This window comes from Cellulosilyticum sp. WCF-2 (assembly GCF_003990395.1).
Lineage (GTDB): Bacteria > Bacillota > Clostridia > Lachnospirales > Cellulosilyticaceae > Cellulosilyticum > Cellulosilyticum lentocellum.
In genome coordinates, this window is record NZ_CP034675.1 from 983,823 (window position 1) to 1,001,210 (window position 17,388).

Consider the following 17,388-nt stretch of genomic DNA (forward strand, 5'->3'; position numbering starts at 1 on the left):
TGTAGAATGAGGGAAGATAAAAATATTCGAGATGAGTTAAGTAAAATTATATTTAATAAAAGAACGCAATCTTTATACCCACACATAGTAATTGATATCATTTTTAATGAGATAGAAATAAAGCAAGAGGATATAAGGATAAGTAGGGATGATTTGTTTTTTAGGTTCTATCTAGTGGCTAAAAAATGGGTGAAAACATACAAATTGAATCTAGCGGAAAATTCTATGGTTAATCAGATTATAGAAAAAGAGGTAACGCAGGCTAATAGTATAGAGAAGATAAATCATTCACGAATAGGAGACCGGGTTATTAAAAATGTAGTCAGTGGTAAAAAATTATTTCTTTACAGTTCTGATAGAGAACAAGTAGTTATAGATAAAAAAGTAGTAAAGGAGATTAAAAAAGATTTAGCCTATTGGAGACAAGAAAACTTAATTGCGGCAAAACAGCTATGTCTTAAATATAATGAGGGTAAAGAAGATAAGGTTGACGAGATTTTTAAGGATATGACAAGGATAGAAGTATTACATAAGAACAGTAAATTTACTAATCCTGTTTCGTAAGTTACGTTAGTAGGTGAAAAACTTATCAGATTAGGACCTTTTAATATAAGCATTTTATTATACTAATAGAAATCTAGAATAAAAATGATAAAAGCTAAAAACTATATCGTTATATTTGAGATAAAAGGAGGCTAATGATGACACGTTATGAGGAATATTTAGAAAGAAATATGAAAGAGAGTACCTTTAAAGGAGTTAGTATTCCATCAAGAAAAGCATTACAACCCCATCCAAAAACAGATGCTTTAATACAGAAATATAATAACTATGAAGTTTCAGATGAGGATTTAGAAAGGCATTATAATACATTTTATATGTTAGAAGAAGTGGATGGTGATTTTTAGTAGATTGTTTTCCGTTTCGGGAAAAGAACAAATGAAAACATATGAAGCGTAAGGTAGAACCATAAGAAATCTATATTGGGAGTGTAATTCTAGTAAAAAGGAGCACGGAAATGATAGTGAGTGTGAGTAGACGTACAGACATACCAGCATTCTATAGTGAATGGTTCTATAATAGGCTAAAAGTAGGTTACGTATATGTCATGAATCCCTTTAACAGAAAGCAGATTAGTCGCATTAATTTAACGCCACAAACTATAGATTGTTTTGTTTTTTGGACAAAAGATCCTAAACCAATGCTGATAAGATTAGATGAACTAAAGGGTTACTCCTACTATTTTCAATTCACATTAACAGCTTATAGGAATGATGTTGAGAAGAACGTTAGGAAGAAAAATGATATTATTAAAACGTTTATAGATTTATCAAATCGCATTGGGAAAGAAAAGGTAGTTTGGCGATACGATCCTATTTTTATAAATGATTATTATACTGAAGCTTATCATTATGAATGGTTTAAGAAATTATGTATAAAATTACAGGGGTGTACGGAGAAATGTGTTATTAGTTTTTTGGATTTATATGCTAAAACACAACATAATACAAAGTTACTGAAGATAAAAATATTAACTGAAGAAGACACCACACGTATTGCTAAGAACTTAGTTGATATTGGAAGTAAATTTCATATTACTTTAGAAACGTGCTCTGAGAAAATAGATTTATCTGAATGTGGCATTCATAGAAGTAAATGTATAGATGATAAGCTAATTCAGCAAATAATAGGTTCAAAAGTGAGCGTTAAAAAAGATAATACACAAAGAGAAGAGTGCGGGTGCGTTAAGAGTATCGATATTGGTCAATATAATACTTGTCAGCATTTTTGCGCTTATTGTTATGCTAATTTTAATGATATACAAGTAAAACAAAATTGTGAGATATATGATCCTGAGTCACCCATTTTAATGTACAGACTACACGGTGATGAGAAGATTACAGAGAGGCTCATGCCCTACAATTTGTGAAAGACAAATAGAACAGTTAACTTTAATCTAGGATAAATACACATATGAGGAAATGAACGGAGGAATTATGCAAGGATATAACTGCATTATTGTTTATAACCAATATAAAGATAAATTATTGTTTTGTAAAAGAAGAAAAGATCCTTATAAAGGCTTATATAATTTTGTCGGTGGCAAAATCGAGTCGGAAGAAGATGGGTTTATTTCAGCATATCGTGAACTAGAAGAAGAAACAGGTATTAGTAAAGGGCAGATTCAGTTATTTCATATGATGGATTTTACCTACTACAATCAAGATTGTTATGTAGAAGTATATGTGGGGCAATTAGCAAAAGAAGTGGATTTAAAAGAAGAGATCCATCCACTTTATTGGCTTGATATGAATGAGAATTTCTTTGATATAAATCGTTTCGCGGGAGAAGGAAATATTGGACATATGATAGAACAAGCAAGGCAGTTTGGTTTTGGGAAAACAGAATAAGTTAACTGTGAAAAACTTCATTGTAATATTGATGATATATTCGGAGACTCATAATAAAGTAGTATGGGGAATACAAAATAGGAGTTTTAGACTTTAAAGGAGGAACACATGATGTTCGAGCAAAAAGTAAAGAAAGATAAGAAAGCAAAACGATTTAAGGTAGTCAGTGAAGAAGCATTTGGATTTAGTGGTGTAACTACTATTCTTCTTGACCAAGAAACAGGAGTCAACTATTTAGTAATTTCAGGTACAGCAGGTGAGGGTATAACACCACTTTTAGATGCTGAAGGTAAGGTGGTTATAACACCAGTTGTACAGGAGTAGGCATGACTTATACCAAAGAGGGCTATTTCTAAAGCTAGCAAATGCTAATTTTAGAAATGGCCTTTATATATATAAGCTACTACAATGAATATAAAAAAAGAGAACGTTATGGGGAAAAAATATATTGAATGTACGAACAATGTATTGCAAACGTAAATATAATGTATTAAAATTAACTATAATAAAGTAGGAGGTGGTTTTATGGCACAAACAACTTTGAGTGTACGCATGGATGAGAATGTTAAAAAGCAATTTGACGCATTTTGCAATGCTGTAGGTATGAATACATCTGTTGCTATTAATTTATTTGTGAAAACTGTTATTAGAGAAAATAGAATACCATTTGAAATCGGGTTAGGAAATGATCCTTTTTATTCAGAGGTTAACCAAAATCGTCTTATAGAGGCCGCAAAGCGTGTAGAAACAGGTGCGGGAGTAGTTCATGACTTAATTGAGGTTGATGATGATTAAAATATGGGATGAAGAGGCTTGGGAAGACTATTTATATTGGCAAACTCAAGATAAGAAAACACTAAAAAGAATTAATCAGCTCATAAAAGATATAGATCGTAATAAGTACGAAGGAATAGGAAAGCCAGAGCCGTTAAGAGGCAATCTTAGTGGATATTGGAGCAGACGAATTGATGAATGTAATAGAATAGTTTATAAAATAGCCGATAATAAACTTATCATCATACAATGTGGATCACATTATAGGGATAGATAATTTTATTAGGTAAAAAGTGATAGCCGAGTATAGTGAATACAGGGTTATCACTTTTTTTGTTTTAAAATAGGAGGGAATAGCCTTTTTATATATAAGCTGCTACAATAAATATAAAAAGAGAACGTTATGGGAGAAGAAAGCTAATGAAAAAAACTGAAGTAGTTGCAGCTATTATTATGTATGAGGATAAAATTTTATGTATGCAGCGTAACAAGGGAAAGTATGAGTATATGTCTTATAAATACGAGTTTCCAGGTGGAAAGATAGAACCAGGAGAAACCAGAGCTCAGGCGCTTCAAAGGGAGTTAATAGAGGAAATGGATTTAGAAGTAGACATAAGGGAAGAAGATTATTACATGAGCGTAGAGCATATGTATCCTGACTTTGCTCTTACCATGCATAGTTTTATTTGCCGCGTAGAAAGTCAGACCTTTGTAAGAAAAGAGCATGTAGATCATAAGTGGCTTACAAGAAAGGAGCTGATGACCTTAGACTGGGCGCCAGCAGATCTACCTATTGTTAAGCGTTTACAGGGGGATTGTGAATGAACTTCATAGAGGAATTAAAGAAAGGCTTGCACACAGGGTTTATTAATTTTCAAAAAGCTTCATTAGAAGACTATCAGCCTAGTTTACTAATTAATGATAGACAAGAAGAGAAAAGAGTATTAACCACGCTTATTAAAGAGTTAAATGAATGTGATGCCTTTTATTTCTCTGTGGCGTTTATCACCAATAGTGGCATTGCTTCTATTATTAATGTTTTAAAAGAACTTGAGGAGAGAGGGATAAAGGGAAAGATTATTGCTTCACAGTATCAGAACTTTACTCAGCCTCAGGCACTTAGACGTTTAAAGGCTCTTTCTAATATAGAGCTTAAAATAGTGACAGAAGATAATTTTCATGCCAAGAGTTATATTTTTAGAAAAGGAACTAGATTTACCTTAATCATTGGTAGTAGCAATCTGACTCAAAATGCCCTGAGCTACAATAAGGAATGGAATCTAAAGGTATCGTCGGCGGAGGATGGAGACCTTTTGAAATATACCATGAAGGAGTTTAATCGTACCTTTGAGTCCGCTATACCAGTTACTGATCAGTGGCTTGCAGACTATGAAATTCTTTATAAGGACCAGTACAAAGCTAGCAGACAAGTGGTTTATGATGTACAGACCACTAAAACTATTTTGCCGAATAAAATGCAGTTAGAAGCGCTAGAAGCCCTTGATAAACTAAGAAGCGAAGGTAAGGATAAGGCCCTTTTAATATCAGCGACAGGAACAGGGAAAACCTATTTTTCTGCTTTTGATGCCAAAAGGGTGAATCCTAAAAGGCTTTTATTTGTGGTACACAGGGAAAATATCACAAGAGCTTCTCTAAGGAGTTATAAAAGAATATTTGGCAGAGATGTCACCATGGGGATACTGAGTGGTAATAATAAGGATTATGAAGCTAGATTTTTATTTTCTACGATTCAAACCTTATCTAAGGATTATATTCTAGAGCAGTTTAAGCCGGATCATTTTGATTATATCGTCATTGATGAAGTTCACCGCTCGGGTTCTAGTAGTTATGAAAAGATTTTAAATTACTTTAAGCCAAAGTTTTTGCTAGGCATGTCAGCTACGCCAGAACGAACAGATGGCTATGATATTTATAAAACCTTTGATTACAACATTGCTTATGAAATCAGATTAAATAAAGCCTTAGAGGAGCAAATGTTATGTCCTTTCCATTATTATGGGGTAAGTGAGCTTGAAATAGATGGACAGGTCATCGATGAAAAAACAGCCTTTAATCATTTGGTTTGCGATGAACGGGTAGAGCGTATTATAGATAAAGCCAAATTATATGGCTGCGATTATGGTAGGATAAAAGGTCTCGTTTTTTGCAGCGGTGTTAAAGAAGCTCAGCAGCTGTCAGAGCAGTTTAACCGTAGAGGCTATCGAACTGTTGCCTTAGATGGTAGTAGTAGCGAAAATGAAAGAGAAGAAGATATTGAAAGGCTGGAAAAGGATGCACCAGAGGGGGATTACTTAGATTACATCTTTACAGTAGATATTTTTAATGAAGGCGTAGATATTCCTTCTATTAATCAAATTATCATGCTGCGTCCGACTCAGTCCTCTATTGTATTTGTGCAGCAATTAGGGCGTGGGCTTAGAAAAAGTGAAGGTAAAGAATATGTAGTGGTCATTGACTTTATCGGCAACTATGCCAATAACTTTTTAGTCCCTATTGCGTTATATGGCGATCGTTCTTTTAATAAAGACCAACTTAGAAAGCTGATGAGTAATGGTAGTTGTAGTATACCAGGAGTTTCTACGGTGAATTTTGACCGTATTACGAAAGAACGTATTTATGAAGCTATTAATAAGTCGAATATGGCTACTAAGAAAGCATTAGTAGAAGAGTATAAACTACTGAAATTCAAAATAGGCAGGGTGCCAATGATGATGGATTTTATCATTCATGGAAGCCGTGATCCCTTTGCTTTTGTCGAGTATTCAGGCTCATATTATCAGTTTGTAGCTAGTGTTGAACAGACTTTAGAGTCTAGTTTATCATCAGTGGAAAGGGCTCACCTAGAATTCTACTCCAAGGAATTAGGAAGTGGTAAGCGTATAGAGGAGCTTATGCTACTTGATGTACTCATCAGAGAAGGGGAGTTAGCAAGTAGTCATTTAAGGCAGCTGATCAAAGAAGCTTATGGCTATGACATGTCACGGGCAACTATAGAATCTAGTGTACATTATTTAAATGGTGACTTTTTTAAGAAACAGGACCAAGAAAAGTATGGTAAGCCGCAGAGTATTTTAGTGGAAAATGAAAGTTTTAAGATGACGGAGGGCTTAAAAAGTGATCTTAAGAATCCTGATTTTAAAACCTATCTTTTAGACCTTATCGCTTATGGAATCGATAGATTTAATAAGGCCTATACCCTAGAAGCTTATGAAAAAGGTTTTATAAGATATCAAAAGTATTCTAGAAAGGATGTTTGCCGTATTTTAAATTGGGAAAGTGATGAGTCTTCTACCATGTATGGTTATCGAATCAAGTATAATACTTGCCCTATTTTTGTAACCTATCATAAACAAGATGATATTAGTGAAAGTACAAAATACGAGGATTGTTTCATTAATAAAAAGCAGTTTAGCTGGATGACCAGGAGTGGTGTAACCACTGAGTCTAGGGAAACCATTGCTATTAGAGATCATGACAAAACCGGTCTTCGTATAGCTTTGTTTGTTAAAAAGAGTGATGGGGAAGGTTCTGATTTCTACTATATGGGAGATGTAGAACCTATGGCAATTTCTCAAACAACTATTAAGAATGATAAGGGTGAAGACAAGCCAATCGTTAATATTCTTTTTGATATGGCACATAGTGTACCAGACCATCTATATGATTATTTAACACAGTAGATAATAGGAAAGTACCCAGAGCTATCATAGTTCATTTCATTTATGGGAAGACTATGAAAAGGAATAGATCTCATATGTAAAGCCACAGAGCTTTCAAGTGAGCAGATAGAAGAGATTAAGAAGCAAGTAGAGCAGGAAAACTAAAAACATAACAAAGTGCTAATCATGTATAAGGGATACAGGGTTAGCACTTTATTTTTATTAAAGGTTAAAATGGCTCTAGGGAATTGGATTTTTCCGAACATATAAAGGAGTAAATAAGATCGTTTGATGAAAGTATGAGGGGGAAATTCAGATGTCAGAGCTTATTACTGTAGAAAAACTTAATAGTGTTGCCTTTTACCAGATTCCACAGGCATTTTATTATCATCCTAAGTATGCAGACATGAGTGGTAGTGCTCGGGAGACATATGCTATTTTACGTAATTTATTAGGCTTATCTGTAAAGAGTGGCTGGGTGAATGAGAAGGGAGAAATCTTTGTAAAGATTAGTAGAGAGAGACTAATGAGCCGTTTAGGGATTAAGAAGGACAAGATGAGTAGTGTCTTTAAAGAACTAAGGGAGCTAGAGCTGATTATGGAAAAACGCATAGGCTGTAATAAGTGCAATGAAATCTATATTTATAATGCCAAGGAATTAAATGAACATTATTTAGAAAGTGATTTATTAGAAGAGGTAAGTGAGGACAAAAGTGAAGGTGGAGGAAGTGGAACTCCTTTTGGAAGGCGAGAAAATAGCATTACTAAGGAAGCTAAAACCGAAGTCCAGATAGCGGAAAAACCGACACATAATAAGAATACTTTTATTAAAAATCATGATGATAAGACTAAAGCTACACTACTACCAGTAGTAAAAGAGGCGGTTTTAGCCAAGGAGAATTTGGTAGATGGGGAAATCCTCAGTGAATTTCATCGTTCTTTTGGCATGGGCAAAGTGTCTATGAAAGCCCAAGAAGTGCTTCGTATGTTCCTCAATCGTTTTGAACGCTCTGTGGTGCTTTATGCCTTTGAGCTAGCTGGTGCTAAGAATAAATCCTTTGACTATGCCCAAGGAATTTTGCGCAGATGGTGGCAAGTAGAAGCCTTTAATTTTGATGAAGTATTTGCTTATGAGGAGCGTTATAGTAGTGGGGTGTAGCCATAGAGAAGCAGCATTATTAAACTAAGAGTTTAATGAAACCTATTTGCCTACTGATTAAAATAGACTTATGAGTAAGTCAGGTATAGAACGTGTAATGGCGTAGGGAGGGTGTTATATGGAACAGATGTTAGTGACCAAAGGATTAAATGAACTAAAATTGTTAGATAGTCGCATTTACCGCAAGATCAATGAAGGGGAATTCGTAGGGGCTGCAAAGGTATCCGTGCCTAATGTAAAGGGGAAGATTAGCAAAGAGGCATTTAAAGTTAATGCCAAAGCAGATTACCAATCTATTACGGACCTCATTAAAAGAAGAAATGCTATTAAGGCAGCTATTATCGTTTCTAATGCAACGACAATGGTAGATATCGCTGGAAAGCAGATGACAGTGGCAGAGGCTATTGATAAGAAAAGTAGCATTGAATATGAGAAAGCTTTATTAGAACAGCTGAGTACACAATTTTTAGTGGCATTAAAGAAGGTTACCGCAGAAAATGAAAAGGTAGATGAAAGTATAGAACAACTACTTAATACAGCCTATGGTAAGGAAGGAAAAGAAAAGATTACTGAAGCCAGTCATCATGCCATAGCAGAGCCATACCGAGCTGCCAATGAATATGGACTTGTAGATGCACTAGAAATACAGGTACTGATTAAAAGAATGAAAGATGATATCCAAAGCTTTGAGTCGGAAGTGGATACAGCACTCCAAATTTCCAATAGTACGACTATGATAGAAATGAGTAGTTAATAGCGTATAGTGCAGTTACATGTAAATCCTAAATTAAGTCCCCTTCCATCAAGGGTGATGATGGAGATTAGCTCTAAAATAGGAGTATTCTGATCAAATAAATGTTGAATGCTTAATTTTTAGGAGTTAATGCTCAATCTTTAATATTCTTTTGATTGAATGCTAAGGTATGAGGCGTCAATGATTGATAAAATCCGTGACAAAGGTTTTGTCAGGCTGACTTATTACTGCTGGATTTTTCCCATGGCTATGTAGCTGCAATATATAATGTAAAGGCTTGTAATGCGTTTAGAGATAATATATAATGAATTATCTAAATTATTAGGAGGTAGCAGATGAATATATTCCCAGTCATTGATTTAGAAGCTACAGGAGCTAATATTTTACGCCTTAGAAAGCAAAAAGGATTATCTGTAAAGGAATTACAAGCTTATTTTGGGTTTGAATGTCCTCAGGCTATTTATAAGTGGCAGTGGGGGCAGAGTTTACCATCAGTAGACAATTTATTTGCACTTAGTAAATTATTTAATACATCAATAGATGAGATCTTGGTTGAATGCACACATCACCAAGATCTTTTGCCTTTTAGGGTGAAGTGTATAGGGAGATATGTCAAATTTTTAGTTAAGAGGGAAAGAAACTAAAAGCTCTTGACACAGACACCGTGTCGTACTTTATGATAAGGTTAAGGAAAAGGAAAGGAGATTACATCATGGAGCTACAAAAAGCAAGTCAAGTATCCAAGGATTACGGAATTTCTACAAGAATGCTACGTTATTACGAGCAGGTGGGATTAATAAAGAGCCTGCGGCAAGAAGATTATGCTTATCGGGTTTATGACGAAAGCGCTGTAAGTCGTTTACGGCAAATAATAGTCCTACGTAAGCTACGTGTTCCCGTAAAGCAAATCATAAGCATACTTAATAATGCCGATGCAGTTGAGATTGTAGAAATTTTTAGGCAGAATATAAGTCAGCTTGATAAGGAAATCACAGCGCTTTCCACCGTTAAATCCATATTAATGCGCTTTGCAGAGGAAATTAACGAAAAAGCCGATGTCAATTTAAAATTAATCGGCGACGAAGCTTTGTTTTCTATTATAGATACGCTTTCTTTTCCTAATAATCAAATTAAGGAAAACAAGGAGGAATTGTCAATGGAAGAATTAAACAATGCCAGTGAAACGCTTAATAAAATGATGGACAAGGACGTGCGTATTATATTTCTGCCGCCGATGACTGTAGCAGCTTATTGTGCTAGGGGCGAAGGATGCGAGGGAAAGGCCAATGATGTAATCAATAAGTTCGTAATGGAAGCAGGTCTGACAAAAATCAAACCGGATTTACGTCAGTTTGGATTTGACTGTTCTGATGGGGCAGTAGGTGTAGGGGAGCCGTCGAAGGCTTATGAAATATGGGTTTCTATTCCTGATGACATGGAAGTGCCAGGGCACCTTATAAAACGGAAGTTCAATGGTGGTATGTACGCTGCACATGTATTAAGGACATGGGACTTTCAGGATTGGCGTCTTTTGAAGGAATGGGTAGATTCAAGCGACAAATACGATAATGCATGGGGAGAGCCCAGATGGACACCAGACGAAACTGGTTCAGGACAAGGATTTGAAGAGCAGTTGAATTACTGGGGTAATGCTAACCGCGGATTTAGAATGGAAGATATGCAGCTAGACTTGTTGTTTCCGATTAGGGAAAAATAAATAAGATGTACATATAAGAAAGAGGTTCACAATGGAAGATATTAAAATGGACTCAACTCTATCATTTGGTGGTTACAACTGGCGTGTACTTGACATACAAGACAATGTGGCATTGCTTATAACCGAAGATATTATAGAACAACGTGCTTACCATGACGCTTATAAAGAGATAACATGGGCTGACTGCTCGTTAAGAAAGTATCTTAACGGTGAGTTCTATGACAAATTCAGCGAAGCTGATAAGTCAAGAATAATATCGGTGTTAAATAAAAATCTTGATAACCAGTGGTATGGTTCAAAGGGTGGAGTAGACACAAAGGACAGTATATTTTTATTAAGCGTTGAGGAAGTGTGCAAATATTTCGGTGATAGCCGTTCAAAACTATATAACCGAGGAAAAAATCAAAGATATTGGTTTGAAAGAAAAGATGAAAATAACAATAAGCGAATAGCAAGGTTTGAGGGTGAGACATGGGGGAGTTGGTGGTGGCTCAGGTCACCTGGTCGTGTTAGTGTAAAAGCTGTATATATTCATGGTGATGGTAATATAGGGATCCAAGGTAATAATATATTGAAAGGCAATATCAGTGATGGCAAATGTACAGGCGGCGTCCGTCCTGCTTTGTGGTTAAAGCTGTAAGCCTAATCATACTTAATAAGCATACTGGATAGTTCCTTCCCTTTCCTAAACTATAAGGGGTGCAGGGGAAGTATTCCTTGCCATATTCAGACCAGCTATGAAGTGTAAATAGGTTTATTAAAAAAAGTTTATAGCTGAAAAAAGGAAACTATTGCCATTAGAGAACATGATAAAACAGGCCTTCGTATAGTTGTTTGTTAAAAAGAGTGATGGGAAAGGCTCTGATTTTTACTATATGGGAGATGTAGAACCCCTGGCTATTACTCAGACAACCATTAAAAATGATAAGGGCGAGGACAAGCCAATCGTTAATATTCTTTTTGATATGGCACATAGTGTACCAAACCACCTATATGATTATTTAACACAGTAGATAGTAGGAAAGTATCAAGAGCTATCATAGTTCATTTCATTTATGGGAAGACTATGAAAAGGAATAGATCTCATATGTGAAGCCACAGAGCTTTCAAGTGAGCAGATAGAAGAGATTAAGAAGCAAGTAGAGCAGGAAAACTAAAAACATAACAAAGTGCTAATCACGTATAAGGGATACAGGGTTAGCGCTTTATTTTTATAGTCTAGGAAAGTTCTGTCTTTGTATAAAAATAGAATTTTCCTAGACTATAAGGGGTGCAGGGAAAGTATTCCCTGCCGTATTCAGGAGAGTGCTCAGCTGACATGCTTTTTTGTCAGCGCCGAAGGAAACCTAGGGTTCCCTAGCGGAAGAAATGTGGGCGCTAGTCCACTTTCTTGTCAAAGGTTAAAATAGCTCTAGGGAATTGGATTTTTCCGAACATATAAAGGAGTAAATAAGATCGTTTGATGAAAGTATGAGGGGGAAATTCAGATGTCAGAGCTTATTACTGTAGAAAAACTTAACAGTGTTGCCTTTTACCAGATTCCACAGGCCTTTTATTATCATCCTAAGTATGCAGGTATGAGTGAGAGTGCTAGAGAGACTTATGCTATTTTGCGTAATTTATTAGGTGAGCATTATCTAGAAAGTGATTTATTAGAAGAGGTAAGTGAGGATAAAAGTGAAGGTGGGAGCAGTGGAACTTCTTTTGGAAAGCGAGAAAATAGAATTGCTGAAGAAGATAAAACAGAAGTCCAGGTAGCGGAAAAGCCGACACATAATAAGAATACTTTTATTAAAAATCATGAAGATAAGGCTAAAGCTACACTACTACCAGTAGTAAGTGAGGTTGTTTTAGCGGAGGGGAATTTGATAGATAGGGAAGTACTGAGTGAATTTCATCGTTCTTTTGGCATGGGCAAAGTGTCTATGAAAGCCCAAGAAGTGATTCGTATGTTCCTCAATCGTTTTGAGCACTCTGTGGTGCTTTATGCTTTTGAGCTAGCTGGTGTTAAGAATAAATCCTTTGACTATGCCCAAGGAATTTTGCGCAAATGGTGGCAAGCAGAAGCCTTTAGTTTTGATGAAGTATTTGCTTATGAGGAGCGTTATAGTAGTGGCGTGTAGCCATAGAAAAGTAGCATTTTTAAACTAAGAGTTTCATGATATAGCCCTACAAAGGCATCTTGAGGAGTTTTGTAGAAAAGAAAATAATAGTTATTGTATATTTAATCTAATAAGATTTTATTTAAAATTTAAAATAATTAGAAGAGAATTATATGTTTAAGGAAATGAATGAAAGCCAGTTATTACAAGTTAATGGTGGTGGGGTACCGACGATAGTTAAAAAGGTTGGAGGATTTTTATTGGGGAAAATAGCGACTGTGGTAGTGAAAGAGGCTGCAGAGGCAGTGAGCAATTATGTTGCTACTCTACCAAGACCTTCAGAGCCTACACCATCTAGACCAGAAAATTGGATAGATAGTTTTTAAGGAGTAATTATTATTTATAGTAGCAAAGTCTTAACTTGTTAGCATATAAATATTGTTTATAATCTTTATATACATGATAAGTTAAGAGTAGCTACTTTATTGTACATATTAAAGTATTATTGAGAGGTAAAAGTATGCATCATAAAGAAAATGAAACAATTAATAGCATGAAAAGATTACATAGTTTTAAAGTTATAATTTTTATGTTTATGATGCAATGGCTACTACTTGTAGTTATATCTATGATGAGTGGGATAATCTTTCCTAGTACACAAATTCAACAAATCATACTACCAATTAAGCGTTTTGATGTAGAAAAGATTTGTGGAAGATGGACATTACTGGTTGTAGGGATTATGTTTCCAATAATACGGACTATTCTTGGTATTTATATTCCAATAGAATTTATGTCAAAAATAAAATTCATAAGAGAAAATACCATTGCAGTACCTATTTTATGTGGCATTATATGGGGAATTCATATAGACTTGCTACTATTGGAGAAAATATATATTACAGGATTATGGTTAATTTATATTTATTCATATGTAAGTGGTAGAGGTAATAAAAGGAATGCCATATGTTTAACTATAATGATTCAAGCAGTATATAATCTTGTGATATATTCTATTGTATAAGTGATGCAGGAACTGTTCTAACTCAGTAATAGATATTTGTCATTGCTCCATCGTAAGAGCGACAGTAAAAGGTAGGAGACTTAAAGGCAAAATAGCCTTTAAGTCTCCTACCTTTTTATTTTGTAAAAAACTAAAAATAATTTTAGGGAGTCACCTCCCCCACTACATATATAGAAGTGAATAAGTAGTAAAGGAGGTGAGAATCATGGCGATTACAGCAGATGTTAAAAATGTCAAAGTAGTACTTAATCTAGCAAAGGGCAGTCAAACTATTTCTGATTGTAGCAAAACGGCTACAGCTGAAGGGCTTTATAGCGTAGGTACAGCAGTAGCAGCTTTACTTCAGGAAGAGCTAGAAGCAGTAACGAAGGTAGAGGAAACTTCTCTTATTGAAGAGTAATCCTAAACCTCATTTTTAAAGAAAGGAGGAAACACTCATGGCAGAAATTACAAAGAAAAACCTTGTACTTACTTTTGGCACAGGTGCTGGTAAAGAAGTAAAAATAACCATCGCTAAACCAAAAGAAGGTCTTGCAAGTGGTGAAATTTCTTCAGCAATGACAGATATTATTGCTGCAAATGCTTTAGGTGAGGACAGTTTAGTAGCTACTAAGGTAAGCGCTAAATATGTGGTTCAGCAAACTGAAGCAATCACACTTGGATAGTTAGATGCAAAGGGCTACTTTTAACACTAGCAAGGGCTAATGTTAAAAGTAGCCTTTTTGTGTAGTCAGCAAGAAAAATTGATGTTAAAGGTCTGATTGAATATATTTTTCTAATTAAAAGTATATTTAGAAAATAATAAGATAGTAATAAGAAAATACAAATATAGGGGGAAGCATATGCAAAAAGATGGGGTGTAGATGAGTGGATAATTGATTGTGACAATGACGGAACTATCTACTGCTTTATGATTAGATTTGTTTATTATATTACTCAGGTAGGTTATAATGTAAGTGCTTCAAAAGATGACGTCTAAATGTTATTCAGACATCTAAATGTGTATTTCGTCTTAAAATATGAAAAAGAGAATTTAAGTAGGTATAATGAATATAAGTAATTAAAATCCTAAAAAAGAAGATGGGTGATGCACATTGAGGTTTGAGATTGTTCCTCAAAATCTAAATGCGATAACAACAGATTTAAAGGAAATAGAACAGTGTTTACAGCAGCTCTATGAAGAGGCTGACTCAATAAGCAAAAAAATAGCTTATCAGGAATTTGGCATAGAAGATATTAAAAGTACCCTTGAAGCCAATACAAAAAAGATACTAACGTTGGCGGATGATACTAGGGGCTTTAATGGAGGATTTGTATCTGTTATTAATTTGTATAACAAAACAGAAAATAAAATAGTAAGTAATATGAATGTTACAGATAAAAAAGAGGAGGGGGAGTCACAGAATAGTGCGCCTAATGGAGAAGAGGCACAAGAGCCGGGAGGTTCTAAGAAAGTTTCCTATGCAGAAGGTGAAATGATTATTGGGGCAGGGAGCATAGCAGGTATCCCTTATAGTTCCAAGATATCTGGGGATTTGTTTTCAGCTTCATATGACACTAAAGTAACAACAGGGGTAACCTATAAGCCTGATAGCAATGGCAAGTATGTTTTAGATACAGTAGGAGCACAAGCTAGCATTTCTGGTGAAGCTCATATAGCAAGTGGTAAGCTCAAGCAGAGTGTGGGATGTTTTACTAATGAAATGTCTGCAACTGTTGGTGAAGTTGGTGCAGTTGGAGCTATAGGAGCCAATCTTTATAAAGATGGCAAGTTAAGTCCTCAAGTATATGCAAAAGTTCAAGCATCTGCGGTAGCAGCAAAAGGTAGTGTTTCAAATAGTATAGGTTCAGACAATAATAACATACATACCAAAGCTTCTGGTGAATTAGGAACAGCAAAGGCAAGTGCAGAAGTCGCTGCAGGGAAAATAACAGTTAAGGATAGTGAAGGAAATACCACAACAGCCTATGGTGCTACTGCAACAGCAGGCGCAGAAGCTTATGCTGCTACAGGGAAGGTATCTGGTGGGGTTGAAATTCTAGGTATACAATTTGATGTTGGTGTAACGGGCAAAGCTGGAGGAGCAGGGGCTAAGGCAAGTGCCACTGCTACAACCGGAGGTGTTAAGGGTTCCGTTGGTGCAGGGTTAGGAGTAGGATTAGGACTGGATATCTCTATAGACTGGAGTAATTTTAAATTAGGCTGGTAAAGATTAAAAATAATCTATTTAGGAGGAAATAAAATGTATAAAGACTTATTACCAATTGGCTCAGTAGTACTTCTTAAGGGCGGCCAAAAAAAGCTTATGGTAGTTGGAAGAGTTGTTTGTAAGGAAGATGATAACAAGATATATGATTATATAGGATGTTTATATCCACAGGGAATATTGACTACTTCTGAGCTGTATTTTTTTAATACAGAAAGTATAGAAAATGTATTTTTCATTGGTTTCCAAGATACAGAGGAAATGAGCTTTAAAGGATTTTTAGAAAATCTGGGTGAATTAGAAGTGGTGAATGGACAAATCGTACCAAAGGAGAGATAAATGTTGACGGCCAAAAGTATAATGTATCTAATAAACGTAGTAATTGTCTTAGTGGGTGTGATTTTCACAGTCGTTTCCATAGGTGTTAATCATGGAAACAAAAAGAAAGTCCAAAGGTGTAAAGTTTTAACTAAAGGACGCGTGGTAGATATGCAAAGAGAAGCATCTACATCTAATACAGATGGTGTTGCTACATTTTCCTGGTATCCAGTTTATGAATACACAGCTGATGAACACATCATTAGGAAAAGAAGTTCTTTTGGACAAGCAAAGCAAGCCTTTTATCCTGGAGAAGAAGTTGAAATTTATTATAACGCCAATGATTATAATGAGTTTTATGTGCCTAAAGAGCATACAGGAAAACTTATTATGGCTTTTCAAATCATAGGAGCCGTGCTTCTTATCATAGGTGTCATACTATTTTTTGTAATAAAGCTATTGTAATAGAGATTTCTTGGGAGAGAATGTGAAAATAAAAGCTACTTTTAACACAGGTCATACTGGGTGTTAAAAGTAGCTTTTATAGTATACTTTAATGTTCAATTAGTTTATTTTTATAAGCTTCGTAGGAAGGATCAGAAGGGGTGATAATCTTAATCTCTTTATAGTATTCTCCTAAATCTGAAACCACAAGGCAGTTAAATGTCTCAGAGATAAATCTAAGAGGGACAAATAACCTACCTGACTTATAGCTTACAGGAACATCTAGTGTTTGTTCTACACCATTAACGGTTACTGCTCGATTATCTTGCTTTGCAATGATGACATTAGATTCATCTTCACTCACAATAGTAACGGTTTTGGTGGCTGTATCCCAGTTGACCTTGCACTTTAGTCCTTCTGCTACGATGCGTACAGGTACTAAGGTCCTACCATTTTGGACATAAGGTGGAACGCTGACATCTTGATAAACAGCATCTACTGTAATGTTAATAATATTAGGAACTGCCTTCATATTATAGATTTGATACTTTTGATAGGCCTCATCATTATTATCTGCCATAGCTGGAAATACTAAGCTAGTGGATAAACCTAACAGGGCGATACCTTTTAAAATAGAACGTGATATTTTCATTTTTTATTCCTCCATTCATATGACTCCATTCATTATAGCTTTTTTTAAAGTTAATATATGATTTATAGGACCAAATGCATAGTTAGATGTTTGAATAGTATATTTTTGGGATTATTCAATTGAAAGAGTCTTTTTGGTTGTTAATA

Annotated in this window: 24 protein-coding genes; 23 read left to right on the forward strand and 1 reads right to left on the reverse strand. The window is 35.1% G+C overall.

What is annotated here, in order from left to right; translation table 11 throughout:
• The first annotated feature begins 6 nt into the window (after window positions 1-6).
• The 23 genes from EKH84_RS04315 to EKH84_RS04425 all read left to right on the forward strand — a co-directional run bounded on the left by EKH84_RS04315 (window position 7) and on the right by EKH84_RS04425 (window position 16,611).
• Entirely contained in the window at window positions 7-564 is a 558-nt protein-coding gene (locus EKH84_RS04315; protein WP_127065291.1) for a hypothetical protein, read from the forward strand.
• Window positions 565-701: 137 nt separating this feature from the next.
• Window positions 702-908, forward strand: a complete 207-nt coding sequence (locus EKH84_RS04320; protein WP_127065292.1) for a hypothetical protein — start codon at window positions 702-704, stop codon at window positions 906-908.
• 110 nt (window positions 909-1,018) lie between these two features.
• On the forward strand, window positions 1,019-1,930 hold the full coding sequence (locus tag EKH84_RS04325; RefSeq protein WP_127065293.1) for a DUF1848 domain-containing protein: 912 nt from the start codon (window positions 1,019-1,021) through the stop codon (window positions 1,928-1,930).
• Window positions 1,931-1,982: 52 nt separating this feature from the next.
• On the forward strand, window positions 1,983-2,411 hold the full coding sequence (locus EKH84_RS04330) for an NUDIX hydrolase (protein ID WP_243118638.1): 429 nt from the start codon (window positions 1,983-1,985) through the stop codon (window positions 2,409-2,411).
• 111 nt (window positions 2,412-2,522) lie between these two features.
• Window positions 2,523-2,735: a DUF6440 family protein gene (locus EKH84_RS04335; protein ID WP_207669756.1), complete on the forward strand. Its 213-nt coding sequence runs from the start codon at window positions 2,523-2,525 to the stop codon at window positions 2,733-2,735.
• Window positions 2,736-2,936: 201 nt separating this feature from the next.
• Window positions 2,937-3,206 carry a type II toxin-antitoxin system RelB/DinJ family antitoxin gene (locus EKH84_RS04340; RefSeq protein WP_127065295.1) on the forward strand — a complete coding sequence of 90 codons (270 nt, stop codon included), beginning with the start codon at window positions 2,937-2,939 and terminating at the stop codon, window positions 3,204-3,206.
• Window positions 3,199-3,462, forward strand: a complete 264-nt coding sequence (locus EKH84_RS04345; RefSeq protein ID WP_127065296.1) for a Txe/YoeB family addiction module toxin — start codon at window positions 3,199-3,201, stop codon at window positions 3,460-3,462. Before EKH84_RS04340 ends, EKH84_RS04345 begins: the two co-directional genes overlap by 8 nt.
• A gap of 143 nt (window positions 3,463-3,605) precedes the next feature.
• On the forward strand, window positions 3,606-4,010 hold the full coding sequence (locus EKH84_RS04350; protein WP_127065297.1) for a (deoxy)nucleoside triphosphate pyrophosphohydrolase: 405 nt from the start codon (window positions 3,606-3,608) through the stop codon (window positions 4,008-4,010).
• A complete protein-coding gene (locus EKH84_RS04355; RefSeq protein WP_127065298.1) occupies window positions 4,007-6,886 on the forward strand; it encodes a DUF3427 domain-containing protein in 2,880 nt (959 codons plus the stop codon). The genes EKH84_RS04350 and EKH84_RS04355 overlap by 4 nt, the downstream gene beginning before the upstream one ends.
• Before the next feature lie 295 nt (window positions 6,887-7,181).
• The gene (locus tag EKH84_RS04360) at window positions 7,182-8,024 is read left to right on the forward strand and encodes a replication initiator protein A (protein ID WP_127065299.1); all 843 of its coding nucleotides are present in this window, start codon (window positions 7,182-7,184) and stop codon (window positions 8,022-8,024) included.
• A gap of 118 nt (window positions 8,025-8,142) precedes the next feature.
• The gene (locus tag EKH84_RS04365) at window positions 8,143-8,778 is read left to right on the forward strand and encodes a hypothetical protein (RefSeq protein WP_127065300.1); all 636 of its coding nucleotides are present in this window, start codon (window positions 8,143-8,145) and stop codon (window positions 8,776-8,778) included.
• A gap of 335 nt (window positions 8,779-9,113) precedes the next feature.
• A complete protein-coding gene (locus EKH84_RS04370; RefSeq protein ID WP_127065301.1) occupies window positions 9,114-9,422 on the forward strand; it encodes a helix-turn-helix domain-containing protein in 309 nt (102 codons plus the stop codon).
• Window positions 9,423-9,490: 68 nt separating this feature from the next.
• Window positions 9,491-10,495: a MerR family transcriptional regulator gene (locus EKH84_RS04375; protein ID WP_127065302.1), complete on the forward strand. Its 1,005-nt coding sequence runs from the start codon at window positions 9,491-9,493 to the stop codon at window positions 10,493-10,495.
• Between the two features lie 31 nt (window positions 10,496-10,526).
• On the forward strand, window positions 10,527-11,135 hold the full coding sequence (locus EKH84_RS04380; RefSeq protein ID WP_127065303.1) for a DUF6273 domain-containing protein: 609 nt from the start codon (window positions 10,527-10,529) through the stop codon (window positions 11,133-11,135).
• Window positions 11,136-11,325: 190 nt separating this feature from the next.
• Window positions 11,326-11,508 (forward strand): DUF3427 domain-containing protein, encoded by a 183-nt coding sequence (locus tag EKH84_RS04385; protein ID WP_127065304.1) that lies wholly within the window; start codon window positions 11,326-11,328, stop codon window positions 11,506-11,508.
• Between the two features lie 474 nt (window positions 11,509-11,982).
• Entirely contained in the window at window positions 11,983-12,618 is a 636-nt protein-coding gene (locus EKH84_RS04390) for a DnaD domain protein (RefSeq protein WP_127065305.1), read from the forward strand.
• Between the two features lie 152 nt (window positions 12,619-12,770).
• Complete coding sequence (locus tag EKH84_RS04395) at window positions 12,771-12,983, forward strand: class IIb bacteriocin, lactobin A/cerein 7B family (RefSeq protein ID WP_127065306.1); 213 nt, start codon at window positions 12,771-12,773, stop codon at window positions 12,981-12,983.
• A 134-nt stretch (window positions 12,984-13,117) separates the two neighbouring features.
• Complete coding sequence (locus tag EKH84_RS04400) at window positions 13,118-13,621, forward strand: hypothetical protein (protein ID WP_127065307.1); 504 nt, start codon at window positions 13,118-13,120, stop codon at window positions 13,619-13,621.
• Window positions 13,622-13,826: 205 nt separating this feature from the next.
• Window positions 13,827-14,021 carry a DUF1659 domain-containing protein gene (locus EKH84_RS04405; protein ID WP_127065308.1) on the forward strand — a complete coding sequence of 65 codons (195 nt, stop codon included), beginning with the start codon at window positions 13,827-13,829 and terminating at the stop codon, window positions 14,019-14,021.
• Window positions 14,022-14,058: 37 nt separating this feature from the next.
• Window positions 14,059-14,286: a DUF2922 domain-containing protein gene (locus EKH84_RS04410; protein WP_127065309.1), complete on the forward strand. Its 228-nt coding sequence runs from the start codon at window positions 14,059-14,061 to the stop codon at window positions 14,284-14,286.
• A gap of 429 nt (window positions 14,287-14,715) precedes the next feature.
• Window positions 14,716-15,831 (forward strand): hypothetical protein, encoded by a 1,116-nt coding sequence (locus tag EKH84_RS04415; RefSeq protein WP_127065310.1) that lies wholly within the window; start codon window positions 14,716-14,718, stop codon window positions 15,829-15,831.
• A 33-nt stretch (window positions 15,832-15,864) separates the two neighbouring features.
• Window positions 15,865-16,167 (forward strand): DUF4176 domain-containing protein, encoded by a 303-nt coding sequence (locus EKH84_RS04420; protein WP_127065311.1) that lies wholly within the window; start codon window positions 15,865-15,867, stop codon window positions 16,165-16,167.
• Complete coding sequence (locus tag EKH84_RS04425; RefSeq protein ID WP_127065312.1) at window positions 16,168-16,611, forward strand: DUF3592 domain-containing protein; 444 nt, start codon at window positions 16,168-16,170, stop codon at window positions 16,609-16,611. It begins immediately after the preceding gene.
• Window positions 16,612-16,699: 88 nt separating this feature from the next.
• Here EKH84_RS04425 and EKH84_RS04430 read toward each other — a convergent pair whose 3' ends face one another.
• On the reverse strand, window positions 16,700-17,242 hold the full coding sequence (locus EKH84_RS04430) for a copper amine oxidase N-terminal domain-containing protein (protein WP_127065313.1): 543 nt from the start codon (window positions 17,240-17,242) through the stop codon (window positions 16,700-16,702).
• Window positions 17,243-17,388: the final 146 nt, after the last annotated feature.